At 71.5% G+C, this 26,334-nt stretch carries 22 protein-coding genes; 14 read left to right on the top strand and 8 right to left on the bottom strand.

Features of this window, described 5'->3' with window-relative positions:
• Nucleotides 1-122 precede the first annotated feature (122 nt).
• From Voc01_RS20375 to Voc01_RS20365, 3 genes are read left to right on the top strand one after another with little or no spacing between them, the layout of a single operon-like run.
• Nucleotides 123-1,694: a TerD family protein gene (locus Voc01_RS20375; RefSeq protein WP_203929069.1), complete on the top strand. Its 1,572-nt coding sequence runs from the start codon at nucleotides 123-125 to the stop codon at nucleotides 1,692-1,694.
• Between the two features lie 10 nt (nucleotides 1,695-1,704).
• Nucleotides 1,705-2,382 (top strand): AIM24 family protein, encoded by a 678-nt coding sequence (locus Voc01_RS20370; RefSeq protein WP_239160344.1) that lies wholly within the window; start codon nucleotides 1,705-1,707, stop codon nucleotides 2,380-2,382.
• Between the two features lie 33 nt (nucleotides 2,383-2,415).
• Nucleotides 2,416-3,408 (top strand): AIM24 family protein, encoded by a 993-nt coding sequence (locus Voc01_RS20365; RefSeq protein ID WP_203929068.1) that lies wholly within the window; start codon nucleotides 2,416-2,418, stop codon nucleotides 3,406-3,408.
• 60 nt (nucleotides 3,409-3,468) lie between these two features.
• Here Voc01_RS20365 and Voc01_RS20360 read toward each other — a convergent pair whose 3' ends face one another.
• Nucleotides 3,469-4,266, bottom strand: coding sequence for a helix-turn-helix domain-containing protein (locus tag Voc01_RS20360; RefSeq protein ID WP_239160343.1), 798 nt, complete (start codon nucleotides 4,264-4,266; stop codon nucleotides 3,469-3,471).
• Between the two features lie 113 nt (nucleotides 4,267-4,379).
• On the opposite strand from Voc01_RS20360, the gene Voc01_RS20355 reads away from it, so the two are divergent.
• Together Voc01_RS20355 and Voc01_RS20350 are read left to right on the top strand one after the other, a co-directional pair.
• Entirely contained in the window at nucleotides 4,380-4,772 is a 393-nt protein-coding gene (locus tag Voc01_RS20355; RefSeq protein WP_203929067.1) for a hypothetical protein, read from the top strand.
• A complete protein-coding gene (locus Voc01_RS20350; protein ID WP_203929066.1) occupies nucleotides 4,769-5,437 on the top strand; it encodes a 4'-phosphopantetheinyl transferase family protein in 669 nt (222 codons plus the stop codon). The genes Voc01_RS20355 and Voc01_RS20350 overlap by 4 nt, the downstream gene beginning before the upstream one ends.
• Here the strand turns inward: Voc01_RS20350 and Voc01_RS20345 are convergent.
• The 3 genes from Voc01_RS20345 to Voc01_RS20335 form a co-directional block, all read right to left on the bottom strand.
• Entirely contained in the window at nucleotides 5,414-6,790 is a 1,377-nt protein-coding gene (locus Voc01_RS20345; RefSeq protein ID WP_203929065.1) for a cation:dicarboxylate symporter family transporter, read from the bottom strand. The genes Voc01_RS20350 and Voc01_RS20345 overlap by 24 nt on opposite strands.
• A gap of 62 nt (nucleotides 6,791-6,852) precedes the next feature.
• Entirely contained in the window at nucleotides 6,853-8,316 is a 1,464-nt protein-coding gene (locus Voc01_RS20340; protein WP_203929064.1) for a TIGR03560 family F420-dependent LLM class oxidoreductase, read from the bottom strand.
• Between the two features lie 9 nt (nucleotides 8,317-8,325).
• Nucleotides 8,326-8,844, bottom strand: coding sequence for a PaaI family thioesterase (locus Voc01_RS20335; RefSeq protein WP_203929063.1), 519 nt, complete (start codon nucleotides 8,842-8,844; stop codon nucleotides 8,326-8,328).
• Between the two features lie 56 nt (nucleotides 8,845-8,900).
• On the opposite strand from Voc01_RS20335, the gene Voc01_RS20330 reads away from it, so the two are divergent.
• Nucleotides 8,901-9,380 (top strand): winged helix-turn-helix transcriptional regulator, encoded by a 480-nt coding sequence (locus Voc01_RS20330; RefSeq protein ID WP_203929062.1) that lies wholly within the window; start codon nucleotides 8,901-8,903, stop codon nucleotides 9,378-9,380.
• 10 nt (nucleotides 9,381-9,390) lie between these two features.
• On the top strand, nucleotides 9,391-10,026 hold the full coding sequence (locus Voc01_RS20325; protein WP_203929061.1) for a TetR/AcrR family transcriptional regulator: 636 nt from the start codon (nucleotides 9,391-9,393) through the stop codon (nucleotides 10,024-10,026).
• On the opposite strand, the gene Voc01_RS20320 is transcribed toward Voc01_RS20325, so the two are convergent.
• Nucleotides 9,998-11,167: an acyl-CoA dehydrogenase family protein gene (locus Voc01_RS20320; protein WP_203929060.1), complete on the bottom strand. Its 1,170-nt coding sequence runs from the start codon at nucleotides 11,165-11,167 to the stop codon at nucleotides 9,998-10,000. The two genes, Voc01_RS20325 and Voc01_RS20320, sit on opposite strands and share 29 nt — an antisense overlap.
• Before the next feature lie 223 nt (nucleotides 11,168-11,390).
• Nucleotides 11,391-13,463 (bottom strand): TRAP transporter permease, encoded by a 2,073-nt coding sequence (locus tag Voc01_RS20315; protein WP_203929059.1) that lies wholly within the window; start codon nucleotides 13,461-13,463, stop codon nucleotides 11,391-11,393.
• A gap of 48 nt (nucleotides 13,464-13,511) precedes the next feature.
• On the opposite strand from Voc01_RS20315, the gene Voc01_RS20310 reads away from it, so the two are divergent.
• From Voc01_RS20310 to Voc01_RS20295, 4 genes are all read left to right on the top strand, one after another.
• The gene (locus tag Voc01_RS20310) at nucleotides 13,512-14,516 is read left to right on the top strand and encodes a serine hydrolase domain-containing protein (protein WP_203929058.1); all 1,005 of its coding nucleotides are present in this window, start codon (nucleotides 13,512-13,514) and stop codon (nucleotides 14,514-14,516) included.
• Nucleotides 14,513-15,949 (top strand): hypothetical protein, encoded by a 1,437-nt coding sequence (locus Voc01_RS20305; RefSeq protein ID WP_239160342.1) that lies wholly within the window; start codon nucleotides 14,513-14,515, stop codon nucleotides 15,947-15,949. Before Voc01_RS20310 ends, Voc01_RS20305 begins: the two co-directional genes overlap by 4 nt.
• 97 nt (nucleotides 15,950-16,046) lie before the next feature.
• Entirely contained in the window at nucleotides 16,047-17,573 is a 1,527-nt protein-coding gene (locus Voc01_RS20300; protein ID WP_203929057.1) for a serine/threonine-protein kinase, read from the top strand.
• A 151-nt stretch (nucleotides 17,574-17,724) separates the two neighbouring features.
• Complete coding sequence (locus Voc01_RS20295) at nucleotides 17,725-19,464, top strand: PAS domain-containing protein (protein ID WP_239160345.1); 1,740 nt, start codon at nucleotides 17,725-17,727, stop codon at nucleotides 19,462-19,464.
• On the opposite strand, the gene Voc01_RS20290 is transcribed toward Voc01_RS20295, so the two are convergent.
• Nucleotides 19,465-20,145: a DUF305 domain-containing protein gene (locus Voc01_RS20290; RefSeq protein WP_203929055.1), complete on the bottom strand. Its 681-nt coding sequence runs from the start codon at nucleotides 20,143-20,145 to the stop codon at nucleotides 19,465-19,467. It lies immediately after the preceding gene.
• Nucleotides 20,146-20,261: 116 nt separating this feature from the next.
• Between Voc01_RS20290 and Voc01_RS20285 the strand changes: the two genes are divergently transcribed.
• Both Voc01_RS20285 and Voc01_RS20280 read left to right on the top strand, forming a co-directional pair.
• Nucleotides 20,262-21,758: an LVIVD repeat-containing protein gene (locus tag Voc01_RS20285; protein WP_373873840.1), complete on the top strand. Its 1,497-nt coding sequence runs from the start codon at nucleotides 20,262-20,264 to the stop codon at nucleotides 21,756-21,758.
• 61 nt (nucleotides 21,759-21,819) lie between these two features.
• Entirely contained in the window at nucleotides 21,820-23,079 is a 1,260-nt protein-coding gene (locus Voc01_RS20280) for a L,D-transpeptidase (RefSeq protein WP_239160341.1), read from the top strand.
• Nucleotides 23,080-23,174: 95 nt separating this feature from the next.
• Here Voc01_RS20280 and Voc01_RS20275 read toward each other — a convergent pair whose 3' ends face one another.
• Nucleotides 23,175-25,415 (bottom strand): MMPL family transporter, encoded by a 2,241-nt coding sequence (locus Voc01_RS20275; RefSeq protein WP_203929052.1) that lies wholly within the window; start codon nucleotides 25,413-25,415, stop codon nucleotides 23,175-23,177.
• A gap of 166 nt (nucleotides 25,416-25,581) precedes the next feature.
• Here Voc01_RS20275 and Voc01_RS20270 point away from each other — a divergent pair, with 166 nt between their 5' ends.
• Nucleotides 25,582-26,307, top strand: coding sequence for a TetR/AcrR family transcriptional regulator (locus Voc01_RS20270; RefSeq protein ID WP_203929051.1), 726 nt, complete (start codon nucleotides 25,582-25,584; stop codon nucleotides 26,305-26,307).
• The last annotated feature ends 27 nt before the right edge of the window (nucleotides 26,308-26,334 follow it).

The following is a 26,334-nucleotide window of genomic DNA, read 5'->3' as shown; positions in this document are numbered from 1 at the left end:
CTTTTTGAACATGGTTTTCAAATCGTATAACGAGATCCTTCCGGTACGGTTCCGGACACGCCCTCTTGGTCTGTACTGCTAAGTTGGCCGTCGCAAACGCATGCGTCCCTGAGGGGAGTCCGGTGTCGAAGCAGTTCACCAAGGGGCAGAAGAGCCAGTTGTCGGCGTTGACCGCCGGTACCGACCTCTATGTCGGAGTTCAGTTGAACGCTCCGGGCACGAGCTGGGACATCTCCTGCTTCGGGCTCGACGTCAACAACAAGCTGTCCGACGACCGGTACATGGTGTTCTACAACCAGCCGAAGTCGCCCGACGGCTCGATCGAGCGGCTGGGCGAGCAGTCCGGTGACAACGACTCGTTCCGCGTCAACCTGAACGCGGTGCCGAAGTCCATCGGCCGGTTGTCGTTCTGTGCCGCGATCGACGGCAACGGCAACGCCGGCCAGATCCAGTCCGGTTACCTGCGCATCGTCGCCGGCGGTACCGAGGTGGCGCGGTTCGCGTTCACCGGGTCCGACTTCAAGACCGAGCGCGGCCTCATCATCGCCGACCTCTACCTGAAGGACGTGTGGCGGTTCGGCGCTGTCGGGCAGGGCTTCGACGGCGGCCTCGCCGACCTGATCCGCGACTTCGGCGGTCAGGTCGAGGAGGAAGAGGAGGCCCCGAAGCCGGCCCAGCCGGCGCCCGGGTTCGCCCCGCCGCCCGGCGGAGCGGCGCCCGGTTTCGCGCCGCCGCCCGGTGGGCCCGCGCCCGGTTTCGCGCCGCCGCCGGGGCCGCCGCCCGGGCAGCCCGCGCCCGGCTTCGGGCCGCCGCCCGGTGGTCCGCCGCCCGGTCAGCCGGCGCAGCCCGCGTACGCGGCTCCGCCGCCGCCGGCGCAGGGCTACCAGCAGCCGCCGCCGGGGCAGCCGCAGCCCGGGTACGGTGCGCCCACGCAGCAGCCCGGGTACGCCCAGCAGCCCGCCGCGGGTGGCTACGGCGCTCCGCCGCCGGCCGCCGGTTACGGGCCGGAGATGCTGCCGTCGCAGGCGCAGCCGATCCAGCCGGGCGCGATGAACAGCCTGAACCAGTACCGCGAGCTGCCCACCTCGGGCCGCTGGGTGCGCCAGAACTCGAAGCTCGTGAAGGTCACGCTCGGGCCGGAGGCGGTGGCGCGGCGCGGGTCGATGGTGGCCTACCAGGGCGACATCGACTTCGACCATCGCGGCTCGGGCGGCATCCGCGGCCGCATCGAGAGCGCGATGACCGGCCAGGGCCTCAAGCTCATGTCCATCAAGGGTGTCGGCGAGGTGTTCCTGGCCGAGGACGCGGCCGACGTGCACGTCGTCGAGCTGCAGGGCCAGCAGCTGTGCGTCAACGCCAACAACGTGCTGGCGTTCGACGCGTCGCTGCAGACCGAGGTGCGCCGCATCGAGAGCGCGGGCCTGCCCGGTGGCGGCATGTTCCACCTGCAGGTGGGCGGCCAGGGCACCGTGGTCGTGATGACCAGGGGCTACCCGCTGACGCTCAACGTGCAGGGCCCGACGTTCGCCGACATGAACGCCGTGGTGGCCTGGACCGCGGGCATGCGGGTGAGCGTCTCGACGTCGGTGCGGGTCTCGCGCGAGGTCTACCACGGCGCGAGCGGTGAGTCGGTGGCGTTGCAGTTCATGGGCATGCAGGGCCACTTCGTCGTGGTCCAGCCGTACGAGGTCTGAGGGAGCGGTCGTGCAAGGTCAGTTGCTGCAGCACTATGGGCAGTCGCCGGTTCAGGACCGGATGAGCACCCACGGTCCCAAGATCTGCAAGGTTCTCATGCACGGCGGTCCCGACGTGCTGGCCCGGGCCGGCTCGATGATCGCCTACGAGGGTCTCATCGACTTCAATCCCAACCCGCCGCAGCTCGGTCAGATGGCCCGGTCGTGGGCCACCGGCGAGGGCGTGCCGCTGATGAACTGCACCGGCCAGGGCAACCTGTTCCTCGCCGACTACGGCAAGGACGTCGTGGTCATGCAGCTCAACAACGAGGCGCTGTCGGTCAACGGCAAGAACATCCTGGCGTTCGACGCGTCGCTGCAGTGGAACATCGAGCGGGTGCAGGGCGTGTCGATGCTGTCGGGCATGGGCATGTTCAACGTCGTCCTCCGCGGGCAGGGCTGGGTCGCGTTGACCAGCAAGGGCACGCCGATCGTCCTGAACACCCAGGAGGCGGAGACCTACGTCGACACCGACGCCCTGGTCGCGTTCACCGAGGGGCTGCGGATCAAGACCAAGCGCACCGCGCGGCTCGGCGGCCTGTTCGGCCGCGGCTCGGGCGAGGCGTTCCAACTCGGCTTCCTCGGGCACGGCTTCGTCGTCGTGCAGCCGAGCGAGGACGAGCGGCCACGTATGTCGGTTCGCGGCTGAGCCGGGCTGATCGGCGAGCAAGGAGGAGAGACGATGGGATACCCGCAGCAGCCGGGCTACCCGCAGCAGGGTGGATATCCTCAGCAGCCCGGTGGCTACCCGCAGCAGCCTGGTGGCTACCCGCCCCAGCAGGGCTACCCGCCGCAGGGCGGTCCCGGAATGCCTCCGGGCGGCATGCCCCCGGGCGGTCCGGGGATGCCTCCGGGCGGCCCCGGCATGGCGCCGGGCGGGATGCCCGGTGCCCCGGGCGGCGGCGGCATCATGGGCAGCACGCTCCTGGGCAACCAGGAGGTGCGGTCGAACGAGCGGTTCAGCCTGCAGAACGGCAAGATGCTCCGGGCGCTGCTCGGCCAGCAGAGCGGGATGAACGAGTTCTACGCCCGCAAGGGCGCGATGGTCGCCTACCAGGGCACGGCGAACTTCGACTCGAACTACCAGGGCTGGGGCGCGCACGTCATGCGCCGGCTCACCGGCGAGGGCCTGAACCTGATGAAGGTCACCGGCAACGGCACGGTGTACCTGGCCAACCAGGCGCAGGACATCCACATCCTCGACCTCACCGGTGACGGCCTCACCGTCGACGGCAAGAACGTGCTGGCGTTCGAGACCGGACTGCGCTGGGACATCGTGCGCATCGACTCGCAGGTGCAGGTCGCCGGCGCCGGTGCGTACAACATCGAGCTGACCGGTCGCGGCAAGGTGGCTGTCACCACCACCGGCGCCCCGCTGGTGATGCAGGTCAACTCGTCGAACTACTACTTCGCCGACGCCGACGCGGTCATCGCGTGGACGTCGTCGCTGCAGGTCCAGATGCAGGCGGCGGTCACGTCGTCGTCGGTGTGGCGCCCGCGCGGAAACACCGGCGAGAGCTGGCAGATGCAGTTCAGCGGCGAGGGCTTCGTGGTGGTGCAGCCGTCCGAGCTGCTGCCGCCGTACAACGCGCTGGGCAACAACCCGACCATGCAGCAGCGCTTCGGCGTGGGCCAGGGCGGGATGGCGGGCAACAACTTCTTCGGCGGTCGGTAGTCGGTTCCGGGGCGGAGTGCCCCGCGACGGCAGATTTCACAGCGTCCATGCCGTCGCGGGTCACTCCGCCCCGACACCTTTGCGCAGCATTGCCGCTGTCTCGTTGTCGGCCGGGTAGAAGGCTTCGATGGCCAGTTCCGCCACCGTGACGTCTCTCGGGGCGCCGAAGACGGCCAGGGTGCTGACGAACGTGAGCTCCCGCCCGGCGTGCCGGTAGACCAGGGGCAGCGCCACGGAGGCGGCCGGGCCGAGAGCGTCCGGGTGCTCGCCACCGGGGTAGGACGAGAGCTCGTCGAGCAGGGTGTGCAGCGTCGGATCGCCGGAGTTGGTGATCTGGCGGCGCAGCCGCTCCAGGAGGTGCGCCCGCCACACCGGCAGGTTGACGATGTTCGGCGCCATCCCGTCGGGGTGCAGCGCCACCCGCAGCACGTTCACCGGTGGCGTCAGCAGGTGCGGCGACACGTCCCGGAGGAACAGCCCCACGGCGGAGTTCGCGTCGAGCAGCTCGCTGCGCGCGTTGACCACCACCGCCGGGTACGGCTCGTGCCCGGCGAGGATCTGCCGCACGGCCGCGGCGACCGGCTTCAGCGACGACGAGTCGAGCGGGCTCTCCTGGAAGGCCGGGGCGTAGCCGGCCGCCAGCAGGAGGTGGTTGCGGTCGCGCAGCGGCACGTCGAGGCGCTCCGCCAGGTGGAGGACCATGTCGCGGCTGGGCCGCGAGCGCCCCGTCTCGACGAAGCTGAGGTGACGGGTCGACACGTCCGCTTCGATGGCGAGCTCGAGCTGGCTCAACCTCCGCCGCTCCCGCCACTCGCGCAACTGCTCGCCGACCGGGCGCCGCATCGTGTCCACCGTCATGCCCCGACGCTAGGCGAGCGCCGTGGGCAGGGCCATTACCCCCGACGTAATCGACAGCACGCACTCCGGCTCGCGATCGTCTTCCCATCGCCAACGACATGAGGGAGACGACGATGAACCGAGACCGACTGCTCCGCCGCGCCCTGACCGCCGACTCCGCCGCCTGCGGCGTGATGGGCCTGGGTCTGGCACTGGCCGCCGCAGCCCTCGACGGCGTGCTCGGCATCCCGACCGGCTGGCTGGTCGCGCTCGGCGTGGTGCTGGTTGGCGTCGCCGCCGGCCTCGGCTGGCTGGCGACACGCCCGACGATCCCCACCGGGGCAGGCCGGGTCGTGATCGTCGGGAACCTGGCGTGGGTGGCGGCGAGCGTGGTGACCGTGGTGGCCGGCTTCTGGCCGCTGACGGTCGCCGGCACCGCGGTGGTGCTGGCGCAGGCCGCGGCCGTGCTGGCACTGGTGGACCTGGAGTACGTCGGCCTGCGCCGGCAGGCCAGAATGGCGGCGTGACGCGGGTGGACGTGTGGTGGGCGCGGCTGGCCGACTACTCACCCGGGTTCGACCGGCTGCTGTCCACGGTGGAGGTGACCCGGGCCGCCCGGCAGCGGCGGCCCGAGGACCGCGTGCGGCAGGTGCTCGGCGCGATCATGCTGCGCCTCGCCGTCGGCGCCGAGACCGGCAGGCCGCCGGACGAGGTGGTCGTCGACCGCACCTGTCCGGGCTGCGCGCAGCCGCACGGCCGGCCGATGCTGCCGGGTACGGGGCTGCACGCGTCGATCACCCACTCCGCCGACGTGGTCGGGCTGGCGCTCACCCGGGTGGCGCCGGTCGGGCTCGACGTCGAGCGGATCTCCGAGATCGACGTCGCCTCGCTCAGCCGGTCGGTGCTCCACGGGTCGGAGCGGGCGCCGGACCTGCCGTCGTTCTTCACCTACTGGACGCGCAAGGAGTCGGTGACGAAGGCGACCGGCGACGGGCTGCGGGCGCTGCTCACGGGGGTGCGGGTCAGCGGCCCCGACGAGCCGCCCGCGGTGGTGGCGTATCCGGATCGCGGGCGGCTGCCGGCCGTGATGGTCGACCTGCACCCCGGCGAGGGGTACGCGGGCGCGCTCACCGTGCTCACGACGGAGCCGGTGCGGGTCGAGGAGCGGCTAGGCGTTCTGCTTCTCCAGTGACGTCTTCTCCAGTGACGTCTTGTCCGCAGCGGGTTCGGGGTGGTCGTCATCGAGCATCGTGGCCTCGTCGAAGGGGTCGTCGCCGCGGAGAACGGTCAGCGCGCGCTGCTTGTCGAACTCGCCCGACCAGGTGCCCACCAGCAGCGTGGCGACCGAGTTGCCGGCGAAGTTGGTCAGCGCCCGCGCCTCGGACATGAAGCGGTCGATGCCCACGATCAGCCCGACGCCCTCGACCAGTTCCGGCCGGTGCGACTGCAGGCCGCCGGCCAGCGTCGCGAGACCCGCGCCGGTGACACCGGCCGCACCCTTCGAGGCAATGATCATGAACAGGAGCAGGGAGACCTGCTCCCCGATCGACATCGGCCGGCCGAGGGCGTCGGCCACGAACAGCGAGGCCATCGTCAGGTAGATCGCGGTGCCGTCGAGGTTGAACGAGTACCCGGTCGGCACCACGATGCCGACCACCGGACGGGACACGCCCAGGTGCTCCATCTTCGCGATGAGCCGGGGGAGCGCCGACTCCGACGACGACGTCGACAGGATCAGCAGGAACTCGCGGCCGAGGTACCTCAGCACCGAGAACAGGTTCAGCCCGGTGACGAGCTTCAGCAGCAGGCCGAGGATCAGGAACACGAAGATCGCGCAGGTGACGTAGAACCCGATCATGATCTGGGCGAGCCCGGCCAGCGCCTTCCAGCCCGTCTCGCCGACCACGGCGGCGATCGCGCCGAACGCGCCGATTGGCGCCACCCACATGATCATGGCCAGGATCCGGAACACGAGCCGCTGCAGGTGGCCGATGCCGCGCAGGATCGGCTCGCCCGCGCGTCCCATCGCCTGGAGCGCGAACCCGGCGAGCAGCGCCACGAACAGGGTCTGCAGCACCGAGCCGCTGGTGAGCGCGGAGAAGATGGTCTCCGGGATGATGCCGAGCAGGAAGTCGGCGGTGCTCTCGTCGGTGCCCTCCGGCACCTTGCCGCCGGCGCTGACGTCGAGGCCGGCGCCGGGCTGCAGGATGTTGCCGACGACGAGGCCGATGACCAGCGCGACCGTCGACATGGCCAGGAAGTAGGCGAGCGCCATCCCGCCGACCTTGCCGACCTTCGCGGCCTGCCGGACGGACCCGATACCGAGCACGATCGTGCAGAAGATGATCGGGCTGATCATCATCTTGATCAGGTTCACGAAGCCGGTGCCGAGCGGCTTGAGGGCCTTGCCGGCGTCGGGGAACAGGAACCCGACGGCGATGCCGAGCACCACGGCCACGATCACCGCGAGGTACAGGTACTTCGTCCGGTCCCTGCGCGGCGTTGGCTTCTCCGTGGCGGGGTCGGGGATCGGGTTGGTCGTCATGAGTGCTCCCGGGGAGGTGGCGTCACCCGTAGCCATGCCCAGCTGTGAGGGAAGTTACACGGTCATCGAAATGCGGCAATCACGTCGGCGAATGCGGCGAGCGGTTCCGGACCGGCGAGACCGGGCAGCCGGACCATCACCTCGCCCACGCCCGCGTCGGCCAGGTCGCGGAACCGGCCGACGTGGTCGGCGACCGTGCCGGCGTGCACGCTCGCCGCGTAGGTGGCCGCGGAGCGGTTGCGCGGCTTGAGCCGGTCGACCTCCGCGGCCACGTCGGCGTCGGTGCGCCCGACCAGCGTGGTGGAGAGGTGGGTCAGGCCGACCTCGCGGCCCTCCTCCGCGCAGTGCTCCGCCAGCACCGCGGCCTTGCGGCGCACGGTCGCCAGGTCGCCGAGGACGTTGGCGTGGTCGGCGTACCGCGCAGCCAGGCGCAACGTGCGCCGTTCGCCGCCTCCGCCCACGATCAGCGGCACCCGCTCCTGGAGCGGGCGCGGGTAGCACATCGTCTCGGGCACGGCCAGCACCTCGCCGTGGAACGGCTTGGAGCCCGGACCCCAGAGCACGGGAAGCAGGCGCAGCGCGTCCTCGAAAAGCTTGTATCTTTCCGGGACCGGCGGGAAGCGCCAGCCGTACGCGGTGTGCTCGGCCTCGAACCAGCCGAGCCCCAGCCCGCACACGGCGCGCCCGCCGCTGAGCACGTCGAGGGTGGCGACGATCTTGCCCAGGTGCGCCACGTTCCGGTACGTGACGCCGGCGACCAGCGTGCCCAGCCGCACCCGCGACGTCACCGCGGCCAGGTGCGCGAGCGTCGTGAAGCTCTCCGGGAAGTCGTCGAACGGACGGCCGATCTGCGGGATCTGGCGGAAGTGGTCCATCACGTAGATCGCGTCGAAGCCGGCCGCCTCCGCGGCGACCGCGATCTCGCGCAGCGCCTCGCCGGTGGGCTTCGCGAACCGGAACTCACCGAGATGCAGCCCGAACCGGAGGCCGGTCGGGGTCTCCTCCTGCCTGGCCACCGCGGTCGGTGCGTCGACGAACGCCTTCGGCACCACCCGCACGGGCTCGGGGGAGAGCACGTGCTCGAAGCCCTCGTGCGGCAGGCTCTCCCGGACCTTCGGCCAGGCCTTGAGCTGCGCGGAGAGCACGTCGACCGGGATGCGTTTGGCCTCGCGGGCGCGGTTGCGGGCCCGGCACTCCGCGGCCGGCGTGTCGAACGCGACGGCGACGCACGACATCCCGTTCTCCCGGGCTTTCGCGAGGTAGAGCGCCCGTTTCGCGGGGTCGAGGCCGAGCGTGTCGATCACCGTCGTCAGCTTGCGCCTGAGCCGGTGGTCGACGACCGTGTCGAGGACCGCGAACGCGTCGGCGCTCGCGGCCAGGTCGTCCTCGCCGGCCCCGACGAGCGCGCGCAGCGCGTCGCTGCCGACCACCGCGGACGGCGGGAAGTGGGTGGCCGCCCAGGTGGACTTGCCCGCCGCGCCCGGCCCGACGAGCACCACGACGCAGGGGTCGGGCAGGTTCCGCACGGCCTTACGCTACGGCACCTCGAAGATCAGGCAGCTGCTCTGCGCGGTGGCCACGAGCCTGCCCCGCTCGTCGGTGAGCTTCGCCTCGGCGAGTGCTGTTCGCCGTCCCCTCGACAACACGGTCCCGACGCAGCGCAACACCCCCGACGCGACGGTGACCGGACGCAGGAACTTGGTGCTCAGGTCGATGGAGGTGTAGCCGTAGCCGGCCGGCAGGGTCGAGTGCACCGCGCAGCCGGTGGCGGTGTCGAGCAGCGTGGCGAGCACGCCGCCGTGCACGGTGCCGAGCGGGTTGTAGTGGTACTCGGCTGGCTGCAGTTCGGCGGTGACCCGGCCCTCCTCGGCGGTGATCGCCCGCATGCCGAGCATGTGGGTCACCGGGGGCGCGGGCAGCTCGCCGCGGCTGATGGCGTGCAGGAACTCCAGGCCGGAGAGCTGGCCGACCCGTGCCGCGGTGCTGGCCGGGTCGTCCCAGGTGAAGGTCCGCGTCCTGATCTGCGTTACGGCGTCGGCCTGGGTCTGCGTCATGGACGCAGCATGTCCCGGGCTTGCTGGGTCTGTCAACGAGACTTAGCCTTTCTCACATGCGTACGGTTCCCGCGGCGTTGGAATGGTCGGCCGACAACTGCACGGTCGGCCGCGCGCTGGAGATCGTCGGCGAGAAGTGGACCTTCGTGGTGCTGCGCGAGGTGTTCATGGGCGTGCGGCGCTTCGACGACCTGCGCGTGCGCACGAACATCCCCCGGCAGGTGCTCTCCGACCGGCTCGCAACGCTGGTGGAGAACGGGATCCTGCGCCGGGAGCCGTACCGCGACCCGGGCAGAAGGCAGCGGTACGAGTACCGGCTCACCGAGAAGGGCTTCGACCTGTACCCGGTGCTGCAGGCGCTGCGCGAGTGGGGCGACCGGTACCTGGCCGACCCCGGCGGCGGTCCGCTGACCACCGTGCACCGCGACTGCGGTGCCGAGGTGAACCTGGTGCTCCGCTGCGCCGACGGGCACGAGATCGACAAGATGCGCGAGGTGGCGGGCCGGCCTGGCCCGGGAGCGGTGCGGCGCCTCTAGGCTCTGGTACGTGCCACGTCCCCGGACCCCTCTGCTCTCGCGGGAGCTGATCGTGGCCCGGGCGCTCGCGATCATCGACGCCGACGGGCTGGCCGAGCTGTCGACCCGGCGCCTCGCCCGCGACCTCGCCGTCAGCGCGCCGTCGCTGTACAACCACTTCGCCACCAAGGAGGAGATCCTCGACGCGGTCGCCGACGCGATCGTCGAGCGGGTCGACCTGTCCATGTTCGGGCGGCTGCCGTGGTCGGCCGCGCTCGTCGAGTGGGCCCGGGCGTACCGGGCGGTGCTGGTGGCGCACCCGCACGCGGTCCCGTTGATCGCGCGCGGACCCGGCCGCCGACCCGCGGCCCTGCGCCTGGCGGAGACCGTGTTCGGCGCCCTGGTCGACGCGGGCTGGCCGCCGCGCGACGCGACGAGCATCGGCGCGGCCATGCGCTACTTCGTGGCCGGGTCGGCGGTCGGCTCGTTCGCGGGCGGCTTTCCGGCCGACGCCGGCCTGTACTCCTCCGACTACCCGCACCTGTCCGACGCGCACCGGCTCAGTTCCCTGTCGTCGTCGGTCGACGAGCGGGCGTTCGAGGCCGGGCTCGCCGCCCTGATCGCGGGGTTCCTCGCCATCAGCCCAGATGGCCGCCGATCGTCGTGAAGCCGCGGAGCAGGTCACGGGAGATGATCAGGCGCTGCATCTCGTCGCTGCCCTCGTAGATGCGCAGCAGCCGCACCTGCCGGTACCACCGCTCGATCGGCAGCTCCCGGGTGTAGCCCATGCCGCCGTGGATCTGCATGACCCGGTCGACCACGTCGTTGGCCATCCGCGCGCCCCACAGCTTGGCGATGCTCGACGCGTGCCGGGCGTCCCTGTCCTGGTCGACCGTCCAGGCGGCGTGCAGCACCAGCCACCGGGCGCTCTCCAGCTGCACCTCGGAGTCGGCGATCATCCACTGGATCGCCTGGCGCTCGGCGATGGGACGGCCGAACGTCACCCGGTTGCGGGCGTGGTCGATGGCCATCTGCAGCGCCCGCTCAGCGATGCCGAGCGCGTGCGACGGGATGATGTAGCGGCCGCGGCCGATCCACCTCATCGCCAGCTCGAAGCCCTGGCCGGGCTCGCCGAGGACGTTGCTGTTCGGGACGCGGACGTTGTCGAACACCAGGCTCGCCGGTCCGCCCTCGCCCATCGTGGCGATGAACTCCGACGTCCAGCCCATGCTCCGGTCGACGAGGAACGCCGTGGAGCCCTTGTGGGCGCCCTTCTCCCGGTCGGTGACCGCGATGACGATCGCGAAGTCGGCCTCGTTGCCCTGGGTGATGAACGTCTTCTCGCCGTTGATGATCCAGTCGTCGCCGTCCCGCGTCGCCGACGTGCGGATGCTGCTCGGGTCGCTGCCCGCGCCCGGCTCGGTGATCGCGAAGCACGAGATGCGGTCGCCGTTGATCGTCGGGAGCAGGTACTCCCGCTTCTGCTGCTCGTCGGCGAAGTACAGGATGTTGTCGGCCTCGCCGCCGAACCGGAACGGGACGAACGTGCGTCCGAGCTCGGTCCAGATCAGGGACTGCGTGACCGCCGGCAGCGCCATCCCGCCGTACTCCTCGGGCGTGCCGATGCCCCAGAACCCGAAGCTCTTCGCCTTCTGCTGCAGTGCGACGTACTCGTCGCGCGTGATGCCGGGCTCGCCCCGGCGCTCGCGCCGCAGCACCTCGGCCTCCAGAGGAACGACCTCTTTGGTCACGAAGGTGCGCACCGTGTCGCGGATGGCCCGCTGCTCGTCGCTGAGTGAAAAGTCCACGGGCTAATTATTGCACTGAGAATGCACGAACTCATACACCCTCTTCGGCCACGTGCGGCGATGCGCGTGGAAGAGGCGGTGCGGCGCGTGGCTGAGGTGCGGCCGGCGCGCCGCGTCGTCCGGCGCGTTCCGCGTCGATCTTGCAGTTGTGGCCGCCTTTTTGGGGCGTTTCGAGGCGGTTTATGGGGGGCCACAACTGCAAGATCGACGGGGGTGAAGGGCGTCAGTGGTGCGGGGTGTCAGCGGGCGCTCGCCGGGGAGGCGGGTGGGGGTCTGCGGTGGGAGGGCGTAGTGCGAACGCCACTACCAGGGCCACCGCCAGGAGTGCCGCGCCGATCAGCGTCGCCACCGGGGTGATCCACAGGAGGGCGCAGCCGGCGAGAGCGGCGAGCACGCGCACCGGCGTCCCGGCCGGCCCGACGCCCAGCGCCCACCCGCCGGCGGCGGTCGCCAGCGCGACCACGGCGGCGGCCGCCGCGGCGAGGGCGTACGCGATCTCGCCCACCGATCCGGTGCCGATCAGGGCGGCACCCGTCGGCGCGGCGACGAAGGCCAGCGGAACCAGGTACGCGGGCAGCGCGTAGCGCAGGGTCTGCCACATCGTCGGCACGATGCGGCCACCGGTCACGGCGGCCGCGGCCACCGAGGCCAGCGCCGTCGGCGGAGTGGCCTCGGAGAGCACCGCGAAGTAGAAGACGAACATGGCCACGGCCGGATCGGGCACCCCGAGGTCGATCAGGGCCGGTCCGATGATGACCCAGCCGATGATGAACGACGCGGTCACCGGTACCGCCAGGCCCAGCAGGGTCAGCGCGACCGCCGCGAAGACCGCCGTGAACAGCAGCACGAGCGTCTCGTTCGTGGCGAGGGACTCGGCGGCGCGCACCAGCAGCGAGGCGGCCTGCGGGCCCAGGCCGGTCTTGGTGGTGGTCGCGGCGATCACCCCGGCGGCGGCGCACACCGCCACGACCGGCAGCACGCCGCGCACGCCGAGGGCCAGGGCAAGCCACAGGTCGCGCAGGGCCGTGCGTACGGCCGTCCGCTGGATCAGCAGTTCCACCACCCAACCGGCCAGGGCCAGCAGCGTGGCGTACACGACCGCGGTCGTCGCCGGGACGTCGAGCGCCAGCAGCACCACGATGAAGATCAGCGACCCGAAGTGGTACCCGAACCGCGCCAGCAGCCGCCACACCGAGGGGGTGCGCACCTCCACCGCCCGGGCGGACGACCGGCGGGCGTCGATCTCGACGGCCAGCAGGATGCCCAAGTAGTAGAGGATCGTCGGGATCACCGCCCAGCCCAGGACCCGCAGGTACGACACGCCCAGGTACTCGGCGATGATGAACGCCGCGGCACCCAGCGTCGGCGGCGACAGGATCGCGCCGACCCCGGCCGCGGCCAGCATGCCGCCGGCCCGCTCGGGCGGGTAGCCGGCCCGGCGCAGGATCGGCCAGGTGACCGCGCCGACGCTCACGGTCGTCGCGGCGCCGGACCCCGACACGGTGCCGAGCAGGAAACCGGCCGCCACCGCGGTGCGCCCCGGCGCGCTGCCCGACCGGCGGAACGCCGCCACCGACAGGTCGACGAAGAACTTGCCGGCGCCGGCCAGTTCGAGCGCCGCGCCGTAGATCGTGAACAGCACGATGTACGTGGCCGCCACGTCGAGCGGGGTGCCGTAGAAGCCGCTCGGCGAGTTGTAGAGCGCGTCGACGATCTCGTCGAAGTTCAGGCCGGCGTGCGCGATCTCCCAGCTCTGCGGGATGTAGCCGCCGTAGTAGCCGTACGCGAGGAAGACCAGGCAGACCAGCGGCAGGATCCAGCCGGTGGTGCGGCGGGTCGCCTCCAGGATCAGCAGGAGGAGGACCGTGCCCATCACGGTGTCGGTCAGGGCCAGTTCGCCCTGCCGGTCGAGGAAGCCGTTGTACCCGCCGCCCCACGGCAGCACGGGGTAGAGGCAGGTCACCAGCGCGAGCGCGGCGAGGACCCAGTCGAGGGGCGACGGGCGGTCCGGGTCCCGCTGCGGAAGGCCCGACCGGTACAGCAGGAAGATCAACGGCAACGTGACCGCGAGGAAGATGATCAGGTAGTACTGGCTGCCCTGGCTCAGCGGCCGGAACGTCTGCCACAGGGCCAGCAGCGCCACACCGACCGCGACGACGTCGACCAGCAGCCGGGTGCGGCCGGTGAGCCGGCGGTGGGGCTTCTCCTCGTCGTTGGCGACTGGTACCTCGTCGGTCCTCTTGACCAGGGAGACCTTGGGGTGGGACGCCTCGTCGATCGGCGCCGGTCCATGCATGATCTCACGCTAACGGCCGGTGGGTGCCGGTGCACGTAGGCTGCCGGAATGGTACCTGTGGGTGGGTCCGCGGACCCGCGGTTCGCCGGGGTGCGCGACGCCTTCGAGGCGCTCGGCGACCCGGGAAACGCGCTCGCGGTGGTGCACGCCGGCGAGGTCGTCGTCGACCTGTACGGCGGCTGGCGCGACGCCGCCCGCACCGAGCCCTGGACGCCCGGCACGCTGGTGCACGTCTTCTCGGTGGGCAAGGCCGTGGTCGCCGCCGGCCTCGTGCGGCTCCTGGAGGGCCGGTTCGACGACCCGGTCGCGGCGTACTGGCCCGAGTTCGCCGCCAACGGCAAGGCGGAGACCACCGTGCGGCACGTGCTCGCCCACACCGCCGGCCTGCCCGCGTTCCCCGAGCAGGTGAAGGACCCGACCGACTGGCACGGGCTGTGCGCGATGCTCGCCGCCGCCGAGCCGGAGTTCCCGGCCGGCACCGCCGTCGCCGAGCACGCGATGACGTACGGCCACCTCGTCGGCGAGCTGATCCGTCGGGTCGACGGCCGGATGCCCGGCGAGTACCTCCGCGCGGAGTACACGGGCTTCGCGCTGGGGGAGACCGACGGGGAGCAGGCCCGCACCGCGGAGCTGGAGTACGCCCACCCCGACTGGCCGGCGCAGACCATCGGAACCGACGACTACCGGCGGCGCGTGCTCGACAACCCGCCCGGATGGCTGGCGCTCGACGTCCTCAACTCGCCGACCTGGCGGGAAGCGCAGGTGCCGGCCGTCAACCTGCACACGACGGCGCTCGCCCTGGCCCGGTTCTACGCGGCGCTGCCGGAGCAGGAGATCCACGCCCGCGGCGAGGACCTGCTGCTCCGGCGCCACGTCAACTGGGGGCTCGGGGTGCAGGTCGAGGAGACCGGGGAGTTCGGCATGGGCGGCATCGGCGGCTGCGACGCGTTCGCCGACCCCGCGAAGGGGTACGCGTACGCGTATGTCACCCGCAGCCTGGGCGGGTTCGACCGGTCCGAGCGCCTGATCGAGGCTCTGGAGGAGTGCCTGTGAACAGCGGCGTGCAGGTTCCCGAGAACAGCGACGGCAAGAGGAGCACCAGCGCGCTCGGCCGCACGGTGGTGGCCGACGCGTTGCGGGAGGTCGACCCGGTCGGGGCGCGCGGGGCGCTGTCGGAGACCAGCTGGCGGCAGGCGTACATCCTGCACTTCCGCCGGCTCGTCGAGGCCGGGCTCGACAGCCGCGAGGCCGCCCTGACGATCGCCCGCAACGGCCTCGACTCCCTGTACCGGCAGATGACCTACGACGGCGGGCCCATCGGCGACGCCTCCCACGACGGCGACGACCTCGGCACCCGCACGGTGGAGGGCGCCGGCGAGGCGCAGCGCGACCTCGTCGTCCCCTACCGCGGCAACCGCCTCACCGGCGACGACCTGCACCGCCAGCTCGACCGCTGGATCGACGCCGGCATCGTCGAGCCGTCGTTCGCGGAGGCCGTGCGGGCGGTGATGGCGAACCCGGACTGGCTCGACCTCTCCGACAAGCGGATGGTCGTGCTCGGCGCCGGCGCCGAGATGGGTCCGCTGATCTCGCTGCTGCGGTGGGGCGCCGACGTGGTCGCCGTCGACCTGCCGCGGCCGGCGGTCTGGGAACGGGTGCTCGGCGTCGCGGCCCGCCACGCCGGGACGCTCACGGTGCCGGTCCACTCCGCCGACAGGAACAGGGACACGAAGGACCTCGCGCAGGGCGCCGGCGCCGACATCATCCACGACCTGCCCCGCGTGACGGCCTGGCTCACGGCGATCGAGGGCGACCTCGTCCTCGGCAACTACGTGTACGCCGACGGCGCCACCAACCTGAGGGTGTCGATGGCGGTGGACGCGCTCACGCGGTCCCTCATCCAGGCGCGACCCGAGACGGCGCTGGCCTTCCTCGCGACGCCGACCGATGTGTTCGCCGTGCCGGCCGAGGCGGTGGCCGAGGCCGACCGGCGCTTCCGGGACAGGACGTGGCTGCGGCGGCCGGTGCGGTTCCTGAGCGGTGGCCGGTTGCTCAGCCGCAACTACCCACCGGGCGCCGACCCCGGCGTGCACGACGCGCTGGTGCCGCAGCAGGGGCCGAACTACGCGCTGGCCAAGCGCCTGCAGCGGTGGCGGGCCGCCCTGGCGCGGGCCGAGGGGACCACCGTGTCGCTGAACGTCGCGCCCGCGACCCGGACCCGCAGCGTGGTGCGCAACCGGGCGCTCGCCGCGGCGTACTCCGGTGCCCACCGGTTCGGCATCGAGATCTTCGAGCCGGCCACCAGCAACACCCTGATGGCCGCGCTGCTGGTGCACGACCTCCGGGTCGCGCCGAAGAGTCATGATCATCCGTGGCGCGACGAGGCGTACGCGGCCGCGCACGGAGGGCTGTGGCGACAGGCGTACTCACCCCGGTCGGCGCTCGGTCTGGCCGTCTTCCTCGGCCTCGGATCGACCCGCGGCTAAGTCTCAGTTCCGGCAGCAGCGGAGGCCGAGTTTCGCTCCGGAGGGCCCTGGGTAGGCGATCATCGGTCCGGGGACAGCGGCTCGGCTGGGGGGTACGGTGCGCACGCTGGGCAGGCGGTACCGGCTCGACACCGAGCTGGGTACCGGCGGCATGGCCGTCGTCTGGCGTGCACAGGACCTCGTACTCGGCCGCCAGGTGGCGGTCAAGCTGCTCGGGCCCAGCTTCAGCGACCGGGCGGCCCGCGAGCGCATCAAGGCCGAGGCCCGGGTCGCCGCCCGGCTCGCCCACCCGAACGTCGCCGGCGTGTACGACTTCGGCGAGTCGCGGCACGGTCGCCGGGGCAAGGTGCCGTACATCGTCATGGAGCTCGTGCACGGCGACACGCTCGCCGTGCGTCAGCAGAGCGACAAGATGCACTGGCGCACCGCCGTCGGCATCGCCGCGGAGGTGGCCGCGGCGCTGGCCGCCGCCCACGCGTGCGGCGTGGTGCACCGCGACATCAAGCCGGGCAACATCATGCTCGCCCGCACCGGGGTCAAGGTGGTCGACTTCGGCATCGCGGCCGCCGTGGGCGAGCTCGACGACCACGGCGACGAGCTGCTCGGCACCCCGGCCTACGTCGCGCCGGAGCGCTTCGCCGGGCGTCCGGCGGCGCCGGCGACGGACGTGTACGCGCTGGGCATCCTGCTCTACCAGTGCCTGACCGGCACCCTGCCGTGGCCTGCCTACACCGCCACCGACCTGGTCAACGCGCACCGGGAACTGCCGCCGCGGCCGCTGCCGAAGGTCACCGGCCTGCCGGCCGACGTGGTCGAACTGTGCGAGCAGTGCCTCAGCAAGGACCCCGACGAGCGGCCGTCCTCGCTGTACGCGGCCGTCGTGCTCGCCGAGGCGGCCGGGCTGCCGGTCACGCTGCCGGCGGTCGGCGGCGACCTGTCGACGGCGCCGGCCCGGGCGCCGGCCGCCGACCGGGCCGCTTCCCGCTCGACCGCCGCCGACCGGGCCGCTTCCCGCGCTGCCGCCGCCCGGTCGGCGGCCGGGGACGCCACCACGGACATGACGCAGCCGGTGCGGCCCCGGCTCCCGCGCCTCGGCCGGCGCCGGCTGGTGAACGGCTACCTGTCCCAGCGCATCTCGATCGGGCGGTTCAGCGTGCGGCGGGTGGTCGCCGGCGCCGGGCTCGCGGCGGCCGTCGCGCTCGCCGGCGTCGGGCTGGGCGCGGTGGTCGCGCCGGACCCGGCGGAGAGACCGTCGGGAGCGGCGGCCACGCCGTCCGGCGGGTGCGCCGCCCGGTACGTGGCCAGCCCGGGCACCGGAGGGGCGTTCACCGCGGAGGTGGCGGTCACGAACACCGGCCGGCAGCGGCTCGACTCGTGGTCGCTGGAGTTCGCGCTGCCCGCGGGCCAGCGGATCACCGACGCGCCCGGCGTGCGCTTCGACCAGAAGGGCGCGGACGTGATCCTGCACGTCGACCAGCCGCTGGAGGCCGGCGGCACGACGCGGCTGGCGCTCACCGGCACCTCGCCGACGCCGCCGCTCGCACCGACCCGGTTCACCGTCGAGGGCGCGCCGTGCACCCCCGCGACCGGCGGAACCGCGGTGGTCCCGGCGGGTCCGCGCTGAGGTTTCCCGGCATTCGGCAGTGACGGGCCGCCCGCGCGGGTGATAGACATCCACGTGTGTGGTTGGTAGACCGGACAGGCACCCGACGCTCGTGTTGACGCCCGACGGAGGGCCGGTGCCTGGGAGGATCGTTGCGGCTTACGTGACCCCGATGGTCGTGGTCGGCGCCCACCTGCTCCTGATACCCGAGTGGGGCACCGTGGGCTGGCCGCTGATCGGCGTGATCGGCGCCGTCGGGGTGATCGTCGGTGTGCGCCGCCACCGGCCCACCCGGCCGCTGCCCTGGTACCTGCTGGCGGGCACGATCTTCTTCGGCGCGCTCGGCGATGCCCTGTACGCGCTCGACCGGCAGGCCGGCGGCGTCTTCCTCACCCTGTCCGACACCAGCTACCTGCTGATGGTTCCGCTGGTGACGATCGGCGTGCTCGGGCTCACGCGGGTCAGCGTGGTGCTGCGCGACCGGTCGAAGCTGGTCGGCACGCTGATGGCCACCTGCGCCGGTGGGCTGCTCGTATGGGTGCTGGTGGTGAGCCCGGTGCTGCGCGACGGGCAGTTGCCGGCCTCCGAGAAGTACGCGATCGCCGGGTTCCTGCTCGGCGACCTGCTGCTCGTCGCCGTCGCCGGGCGGCTCGCGCTGGCGATGCCGCGCAACCGGTCGGTGATCCTGCTGAACGTCGGCGCGCTCGCCAGCATCGCCGGCGACATGGCGTACGCGGTCACCACGATCGACGGCCGGAGCTGGCAGGACGGTCCGGCCAACATCGGTTACCTGGTGCTCTACGCGGCCTGGGGCGCGGCGGCCCTGCACCCGTCGATGGTCGACCTCACGACCCCGATGCCGGTGCAGCCGCCGACGATGAGCCGCCGCTGGATGGTGCTGATCGCCGTGTCGCTCGGGGTTCCGCCGGCGATCCTGCTGGTGGAGTCGCTCGCCGGCGGCGTCCACGACGGCATGATGATCGCGATCGTCTCCGTGATGATCTACGTGCTGGTGTTCACCCTGCTGGCCGACGCGGCGGGCGCGCACCGCCGGTCGATGCTGCGCGAGCGCGGGTTGCGCCAGGCCAGCGGGGCGCTCGTCGCGGCCACCGCACAGGCCGAGGTGTTCGCGGCGGTGCGGGTCGCGGTCGGTCGGATCATGCCACCGGACGCGCCGCACCAGGTCTACCTGGCCGGCGAGCCGGTGCGGGAGGCGACCACCCGGATCGTTCCGGTCGCCGACCTGCCCGCCGCTGCGCGGGAGGAGCTGGCCGGCTTCGACGACGCGCTGGAGTGCCCGATCCTGCCCAGGCCCCGCGGCGCCGTCGACCCGGGGACGGTCGGCGGCGCCGTCACGATCGCCGCCGACCGGCGGGTGCTCACGGCCGCGCGGGACGCGGTGGAGGTGCTCGCCGCCGAGGCCCGGCTGGCCCTGGAGCGCATCGGGCTCACCGACGCGATCAACCGGCGCGACAGCGACACGTACCTGCAGACGGTCATCCAGAACACCAACGACGTGGTGCTCGTCGTCGACGAGGACGACCGCATCCGGTACGCGAGCCCCGCGCTGGGCCGCGAGCTCGGGCTGCCCCTGCCGCCCTCCGGCCAGCTCCGCGACCTGGTGACCGGTGACGAGCTGGCGGGCATCGAGCTCACGATCGCGCAGGCCCGCGACACCACCGGTCCCGACGGGGTGCGCGACACGTGGCACCTGCGCCGGTCTAACGGCAGCCGGATGGTCGTCGAGGTGAGCTGCCGCGACCTGCGTGACGACCGGATGGTCCGCGGATACGTGCTGACCCTGCGCGACGTCACCACGCAGAGCCGGCGCCACGAGGACGAGGTGCGCCAGGCGCTGCGGGCGCGCCCCGCGGGCCAGAACCGCCACAACTCGTCGAACAAGTTCCGCTGATCAGGCGGGGAACGCCTCGCGCATCCGGCCGATCTCCACGTCCTGCTCAGCGGCGATGTTGTTGGCCAGCTCCTCGACCTGGTCGTTCTTCCCGGCGCGCAGAACGTCGGTGGCCATCCTGATCGCGCCCTGGTGGTGGCTGATCATCATGTCGATGAAGAGGCGGTCGAACGCGTCGCCGCGGGCCGCCTTCAACGCGTCGAGCCGGTCGCGGGTCTGCATGCCGGGCATGGTGCCGTGGTCGTGGCCGGGGTCGTCGACCTTCAGGCCGCGGGCGTCGAGCCAGGAGCGCATGTACGCGATCTCGGGGAGCTGGGCGGCCCTGACCCGGTCGGCGATCGCCAGCAGTTGCGGGTGGGTGGTGCGCTCGGGGGCGAGCACGGCCATCTCCAGCGCCTGCGTGTGGTGCGGGATCATCATCCGCATGAAGTAGATGTCGGGCAGGTTGTGGACGGTGCCGTCGGGTGCCCGGAGCTCGTCTGACATCACCGTCGACGCGGCCTGGCCCGGCCGGCCCGGCACGATCACGGGCACCGGCGAGGTCGACGGTGTCTTCGACGCCCCCGCCCGGGTCTCCCCGTCGGGTTCGCCGCCGCCGCTCGTGACGATGATCGCCGCGACGACCAACGCGGCGGCTCCGGCCGCGGCCGCGGCCAGCAGGCGGCGGTTCGGCTGTGGCACGAAAGCCACGCTAACCGGTCATCGACAGGCTTTGTTCGGTGACCCAGCTCACACCTGTATGTGGGATCGAAGGTGGGCGATAGCCTTTGTTCACCTTGCTCACAACAAAGGGGTTGATCATGCTCGCAACCACCCCACAAGGGCTGCGACGACTGAGATCCTTCGGGCTCGTCGGAACCGCGGCCCTCGTCCTGAGTCTGAGCGCGGTGGCACCGGCCATCGCCAGCCCGACCACCGACGAGTGCGTCGAGGACATCGTCTCGACCGTCTGTCTGCCCGGTGGCGAGGCCCTCACCCTCGGCGCCAGCGCCGCCGACCTTCCCGGCGTCGACGAGATCCGCAGCTCGCCGAACCTGAAGCTGATCGCCAACAAGCCGAAGGCCGGCTCGTCCGCCACCGGCACCAACTCCGACATCGCGTTCCAGGGGAAGTACGCCTTCTCCGGCAACTACAACGGCTTCACGATCTACGACATCTCGAACCCGCGCGACCCCGTCGAAGTGAGCATCGTGTCGTGCCCGGGCTCCCAGAACGACGTCTCGGTCTACGGCGACCTGCTGTTCCTGTCGACCGACTCCCCGCGCTCCGACGACTCGTGTGCGAGCACCGGCTCCTCCGCCACGGTCAAGGAGTCGTGGGAGGGCATGAAGATCTTCGACATCAGCGACAAGCGGAACCCGCGGTACATCAAGTCGGTCGAGACCAAGTGCGGGTCGCACACGCACACGCTGGTGCCGGGCAGCCGGGGGAACGTCTACATCTACGTGTCCTCGTACTCGCCCAGCGACACGTTCCCGGACTGCCAGCCGCCGCACGACCTGATCTCGATCATCAAGGTCCCGACGCGCACGCCAGACCAGGCCGCCCTGATCTCCACCCCGGTGCTGTTCCCGGACGGCGGCAACCCGACGGGCAACTACAGCCGCACCACGTCGGGCTGCCACGACCTCACCGCGTACCCGCTGAAGAAGCTCATGGCCGGCGCGTGCATGGGTGACGGCATCCTCGTCGACATCGCCGACCCGGAGAACCCACGCGTGATCAACCGGGTCCGCGACACGGTGAACTTCGCGTTCTGGCACTCGGCGACGTTCAACCAGACCGGCACGAAGGTCGTCTTCACCGACGAGCTCGGCGGCGGCACCGGTGCGCACTGCACCGAGGCCGACGGTCCGACGAAGGGCGCCAACGGCATCTACGACATCGTCGGGCGCGGCGACAGCCGGCAGCTGGTGTTCAAGAGCTACTACAAGATCCCGCGGATCAACGGGCCCACGGAGAACTGCGTGGCCCACAACGGGTCGATCGTCCCGGTGATCTTCGGCGACATCATGGTGCAGGCGTGGTACCAGGGCGGCATCTCGGTGTTCGACTTCACCAACTCGTCGAACCCGCGTGAGATCGCCTGGTTCGAGCGGGGTCCGTTGTCGGACACGTCGCTGGTCACCGGTGGTGCGTGGTCCAGCTACTGGTACAACGGCTACATCTACTCGAACGACATCGCGAAGGGCCTCGACGTCCTCCAGATGAACGACTGGCGGGTCCTCACCGCCAAGTTCAACCGGGTTCACGAGCTCAACGTGCAGACCCAACCGTCCTACTGGGGCTGGTGACACCCGGTAGCGGAGTGACTGCCCGGTTCGTCCTATGGACGGACCGGGCAGTATTGGTTCCGTGAGCCGAACTCAAATCCGGGCGATCGCTGCCGTGGCCGGCATCTCTCTGGTGCTGGCGGGTGGTGCGGCCTGCACCAAGGACAAGAACAGCTGGAACGGGCAGGGCGGCGACGGGGGAGAGAAACCCGCCGCGGTCGAGGTCGCCGTCACGCCGGCCGAGGCCGCCACCGACGTGCCGGTCTCGGCCGAGATCGAGGTCAAGGCCACCGGCGGCAAGGTGTCGGAGGTGACGCTGGCCGACTCGACCGGTGCGGCGGTCGCGGGCGCGATGCGCGCCGACGGGACGTCGTTCGTGCCGAACTCGCCGCTGAAGTACACGACCCAGTACAAGGCCGTCGTGAAGGCCGCCGACGACAAGGGCAAGACCGTCGAGAAGACGGTCAGCTTCACCACCATGGCCCGGCCGGGCAACCGCATGGGCGCCCAGATCTTCATGTCCGACAACATCCAGACGTACGGGCAGGCCATGCCGATCGTGGTCGAGTTCCGCAACGGCGGGGTGAAGGGCAAGGACCAGAAGGCGATCGTCGAGAAGCGGCTGTTCGTCACCAGTGAGCCGGCCCAGGAGGGCGTCTGGCACTGGGACAGCGACATCCAGGTCGAGTACCGGCCGAAGGAGTACTGGCAGCCGGGCACCAAGCTGAAGGTCCGGCTCGGGCTGGGCGGGCTCCCGCTCGGCGACGGCCGGTTCGGCGAGACCGACATCACGATCAACGCCGGCATCGACAAGGTGCGCCGCTCGATCGAGGTCGACAACGCCACCAAGCAGCTGGTCGCGACCCAGGACGGCCAGGTGGTCAAGCAGATGCCGGTGAGCCTCGGCAAGACCTCCAACCCGTCGATGTCGGGCACGATGGTGATCATCGAGCGGCTGGACAAGACGGTGTTCGACTCGTCCACGTACGGCGTGCCGGCGAACTCCCCGGACGGGTACCGCACCGACATCCAGTTCGCCGAACGCCTCACCTGGAGCGGCCAGTTCATCCACGCCGCCCCGTGGTCGGTGGCCGACCAGGGCCGACGCAACGTCTCGCACGGCTGCGTGAACATCAACCTCGAGAACGCCGCGTGGATCTACAACTGGACCCGCGTGGGCGACCCGGTGACGGTCAAGGGCACCGAGGACAAGCTGCCCAAGGGCGACGGCTGGACCGCGTGGAACATGTCGTGGGAGGACTTCCAGAAGGGCAGCGCGCTCGCGAAGAGCGGGTCGCCCGGCAGCGGACAGGGCCCGACGCCCAGCTCGTCACCGAGCTGAGCGCCCGACCGCCCGTCTTCATATGAACGACGCTCGATCCAGTGCGGCCACCGGGATGCGGAGCGCACTGGATCGAGCGTCGTTCATGAAAGCACCTACACGAGCGCGGGCTCCGGCTTCGCCGCCGGCGGCAGGTGGTCCTGGGGCCGGCCCTCGACGTTGAACTCCGGAAGGCGCTTCGCCAGCCACGCCGGCATCCACCAGTTGGCCCGGCCGAGGATGTGCATCACCGCCGGCACCAGCAGCAGCCGGACCACCGTCGCGTCGATGAGGATCGCCGCGGCCATGCCCACGCCGATCACCTTGAGCACCACGTCGGGGCTCGGGACGAACGCGGCGAACACCGCGATCATGATCGCCGCCGCCGCGGTGATGACGCGCCCGGTGCCGGCAAGCCCCTCGGTGACCGCGCGGCGGTTGTCGCCGGTGCGCACCCACGCCTCGCGCATGCGGCTCACGAGGAACACCTCGTAGTCCATGGACAGGCCGAACAGCACCGCGAACATCAGCACCGGCACGAACGAGGGCAGCGGGGTCTCGGTGTCGATGCCGATCAGCTCGCCGGCCCAGCCACCCTGCAGGACGTAGGCCACCACCCCGTACGCCGCCGCCACCGACAGCAGGTTCATCGCCGCCGCCTTCACCGCGACCGCCACGCTGCGGAACGCGACGAGCAGGAGCAGCATCGACAGCAGCACCACACCGCCCACCAGCAGCGGCAGCCGCTGGGCGACGTTCTCCGTGCTGTCGATCGAGGTCGCGGTCACGCCGCCGACGTAGGCGCCGGTACCGGGAAGGACGTCGTCGCGCAGCCGGTGCACGAGGTCCTCGGTGCCGGCGTCCTGCGGTCCGGTCGTCGGGATGACCACGACCACGGCGGTGTCGCCGGCGGGGTTGAGCCGGGGCGGTGCCACGACGGCGACGCCCGTGGTGGCGGAGACGGCCTGGCTCAGCCGGCCGAGCACGTCCTGGGTCGGGTTCTCCACCACGAGCAGCAGCGGACCGTTGGCGCCGGGGCCGAACGCCTCGGCCTGCATGTCGTAGGCCTGCCGGGCGGAGGTGCCGTCGGGGGAGTTGCCGGCGTCGGGGAAGCCGAACCGTACACCGAGGAACGGCGCGGCGAGCGCGAGCAGGATCGCGACGCCGATCGCACCGGAACGCAGGCGGTTGCGCTCGATTGCGCCGCTCCAGGCCAGCCAGCCGCGTCCCGGTTCGACGTGACCGCCGACAGCGACGTGACCGCCGACGTCGGTGCCGCGCCGCCGGCGGCCGAGCGGGAGGCGCAGCCGGTCGACGTGGCGGCCCAGGTAGCCGAGGAGCGCCGGGAACAGCGTCACGCTGGCGACCATCACCACGAACACCGCGAGGATCGTGACCAGCGCCGCGCCGCGCATGAACGACAGTCCCATCGCGAACAGGCCGAGCATGCTGACCATCACGCTGCCGCCGGCGACGAGCACCGCCCGGCCGGCCGTGTCGAGCGTGGCGACGGTGGCCGCCTCCGGATCGAGACCGGCCAGCCGCCACTCGCGGAACCGGGTGACCATGAGCAGCACGTAGTCGATGCCGATACCGATGCCCATCATCGTGGCCAGCGCGGTGGACCAGTCGGGCGCGTCGACGAACAGGATGAGCAGGCCGGTGAGCGTGCTGCTGACCGCGAGCCCGGCCACCGCCACGAGGATCGGCAGGCCGGCCGCGACCACGGTGCCGAACGTGATCAGCAGGATGACGGCGGCGGCCAGCAGGCCGATCGTCTCCGAACCGATCTCGCCCTGCTCGGCCATCTGCACCGGCTGGCCGCCGAGGGCGACGGTCAGGCCGTCGGTGCTCGCCTCGTGCGCGACGTCGAGCATCTTCTCGGTGTCGGCGACCGGCATGTCCTCGGGGTTCACCACGTCCAGCCGGATCTGCGCGACGAGCGTGCGCCCGTCCGGCGAGACCGACCCCGGCGTGGTGAACGGGTCCTGGACGGCCGCGACGTGCGGCAGGCCCTGCAGGTCGGCGAGCAGGTCCTGCACCCGGGACTGCGCGGCCGCGACGCCGCCGTCGGCGCGGACCACGACGTCGATCGTGGCGCCGGACTCGCTGGAGAACCGCTGCTCGAGCAGGTTCTGGGCGGCGCTGGAGTCGGAGCCCGGCGCCGAGTAGTCGGCGGAGAACTCACCGCTGAAGGCCGCCGACAGCCCGAACGCGATGGCCAGCGCGGCCAACCAGGCCAGCAGGACCCGGCCGCGGCGCCGGAAGGCCACCCGGGCGATGCGGCCGAGCGGCCCGGGCCGGGCCGCGTCGGACGGAGCCGGCGGCTCCGGGCGGCGGGGCGCGAGAGTCGTCATGATCCCGTCCTTGGGTTGTCGTCGTTACGTCACTTCACGTCACTTGCGTTATGGTTCATAACCAACACGAAGGTACTTAACTTGTCAAGCGCCATCACGTCGGTGACGATGATTAACGCAACGGTCTTCTGAGAGGATCCTGAGAGGACCTGAGAGGAACACAGCTATGGCCGCCGCCCCCCGGCCCGCTCCCCGCCGCGAGCGGGCCCGTGCCGCCACGATCGACGAGATCAAGCACACCGCACTCGACCTCATGCGCGCCCACGGATCGATCGACATCAAGTTCACTGACATCGCCCGCGTGATGGAACTCACTCCGCCCGCCCTCTACCGCTACTTCGCCGACCGTGACGCACTGCTCAACGTTCTGATCGCCGACGGGTATCAGGCGCTCGGCCGGGCGGTGGCCCTCGCCCGCGAGGCGGTGCCCGAAGGCGATGTCTGGAGCCGGTTCCTGGCGATCGCGCAGGCGTACCGGCGCTACGCGCGCGACGAACCACAGCTGTTCACGCTGATCCTGGGCATGCCGGTGGCCGGCTACGTGGCGCCGGAGGACGGACCCACCACCGAGGCGGCGCAGGGCGCGATGCAGGAGCTGTCGCGGGTCTTCGTCGACGCCATGCGGCTGGGGGTGCTCGGCGCGCCGATGGTCGACGAGGTGCACGCCGACCTCGTCGCGCACAAGGCGGAGAAGCACCACGACGCCGACCCCGTTCCGGCGGCGAACTTCCAGGCGATGCTGCACTGCTGGGCCATGCTGCACGGGTTCACCACGCTGGAGGCCTACGGCCACTTCGACTGGATCACCGAGAAGGCCCGCGACTCGCTGTTCGTCGACCACGTCGCGCTCGCCGCCCGCGCCGCCGGCATCCCGGTTCCGGAACGGCGCTAGCCTCAACCCCGTGCGGCGCGCGCCGAT

Source organism: Virgisporangium ochraceum (assembly GCF_016863655.1).
Taxonomy (GTDB): Bacteria; Actinomycetota; Actinomycetes; order Mycobacteriales; family Micromonosporaceae; genus Virgisporangium; species Virgisporangium ochraceum.
The sequence above is the reverse complement of the archived record's forward strand: the minus strand, read 5'-3'. Positions and strand labels throughout refer to the sequence as shown.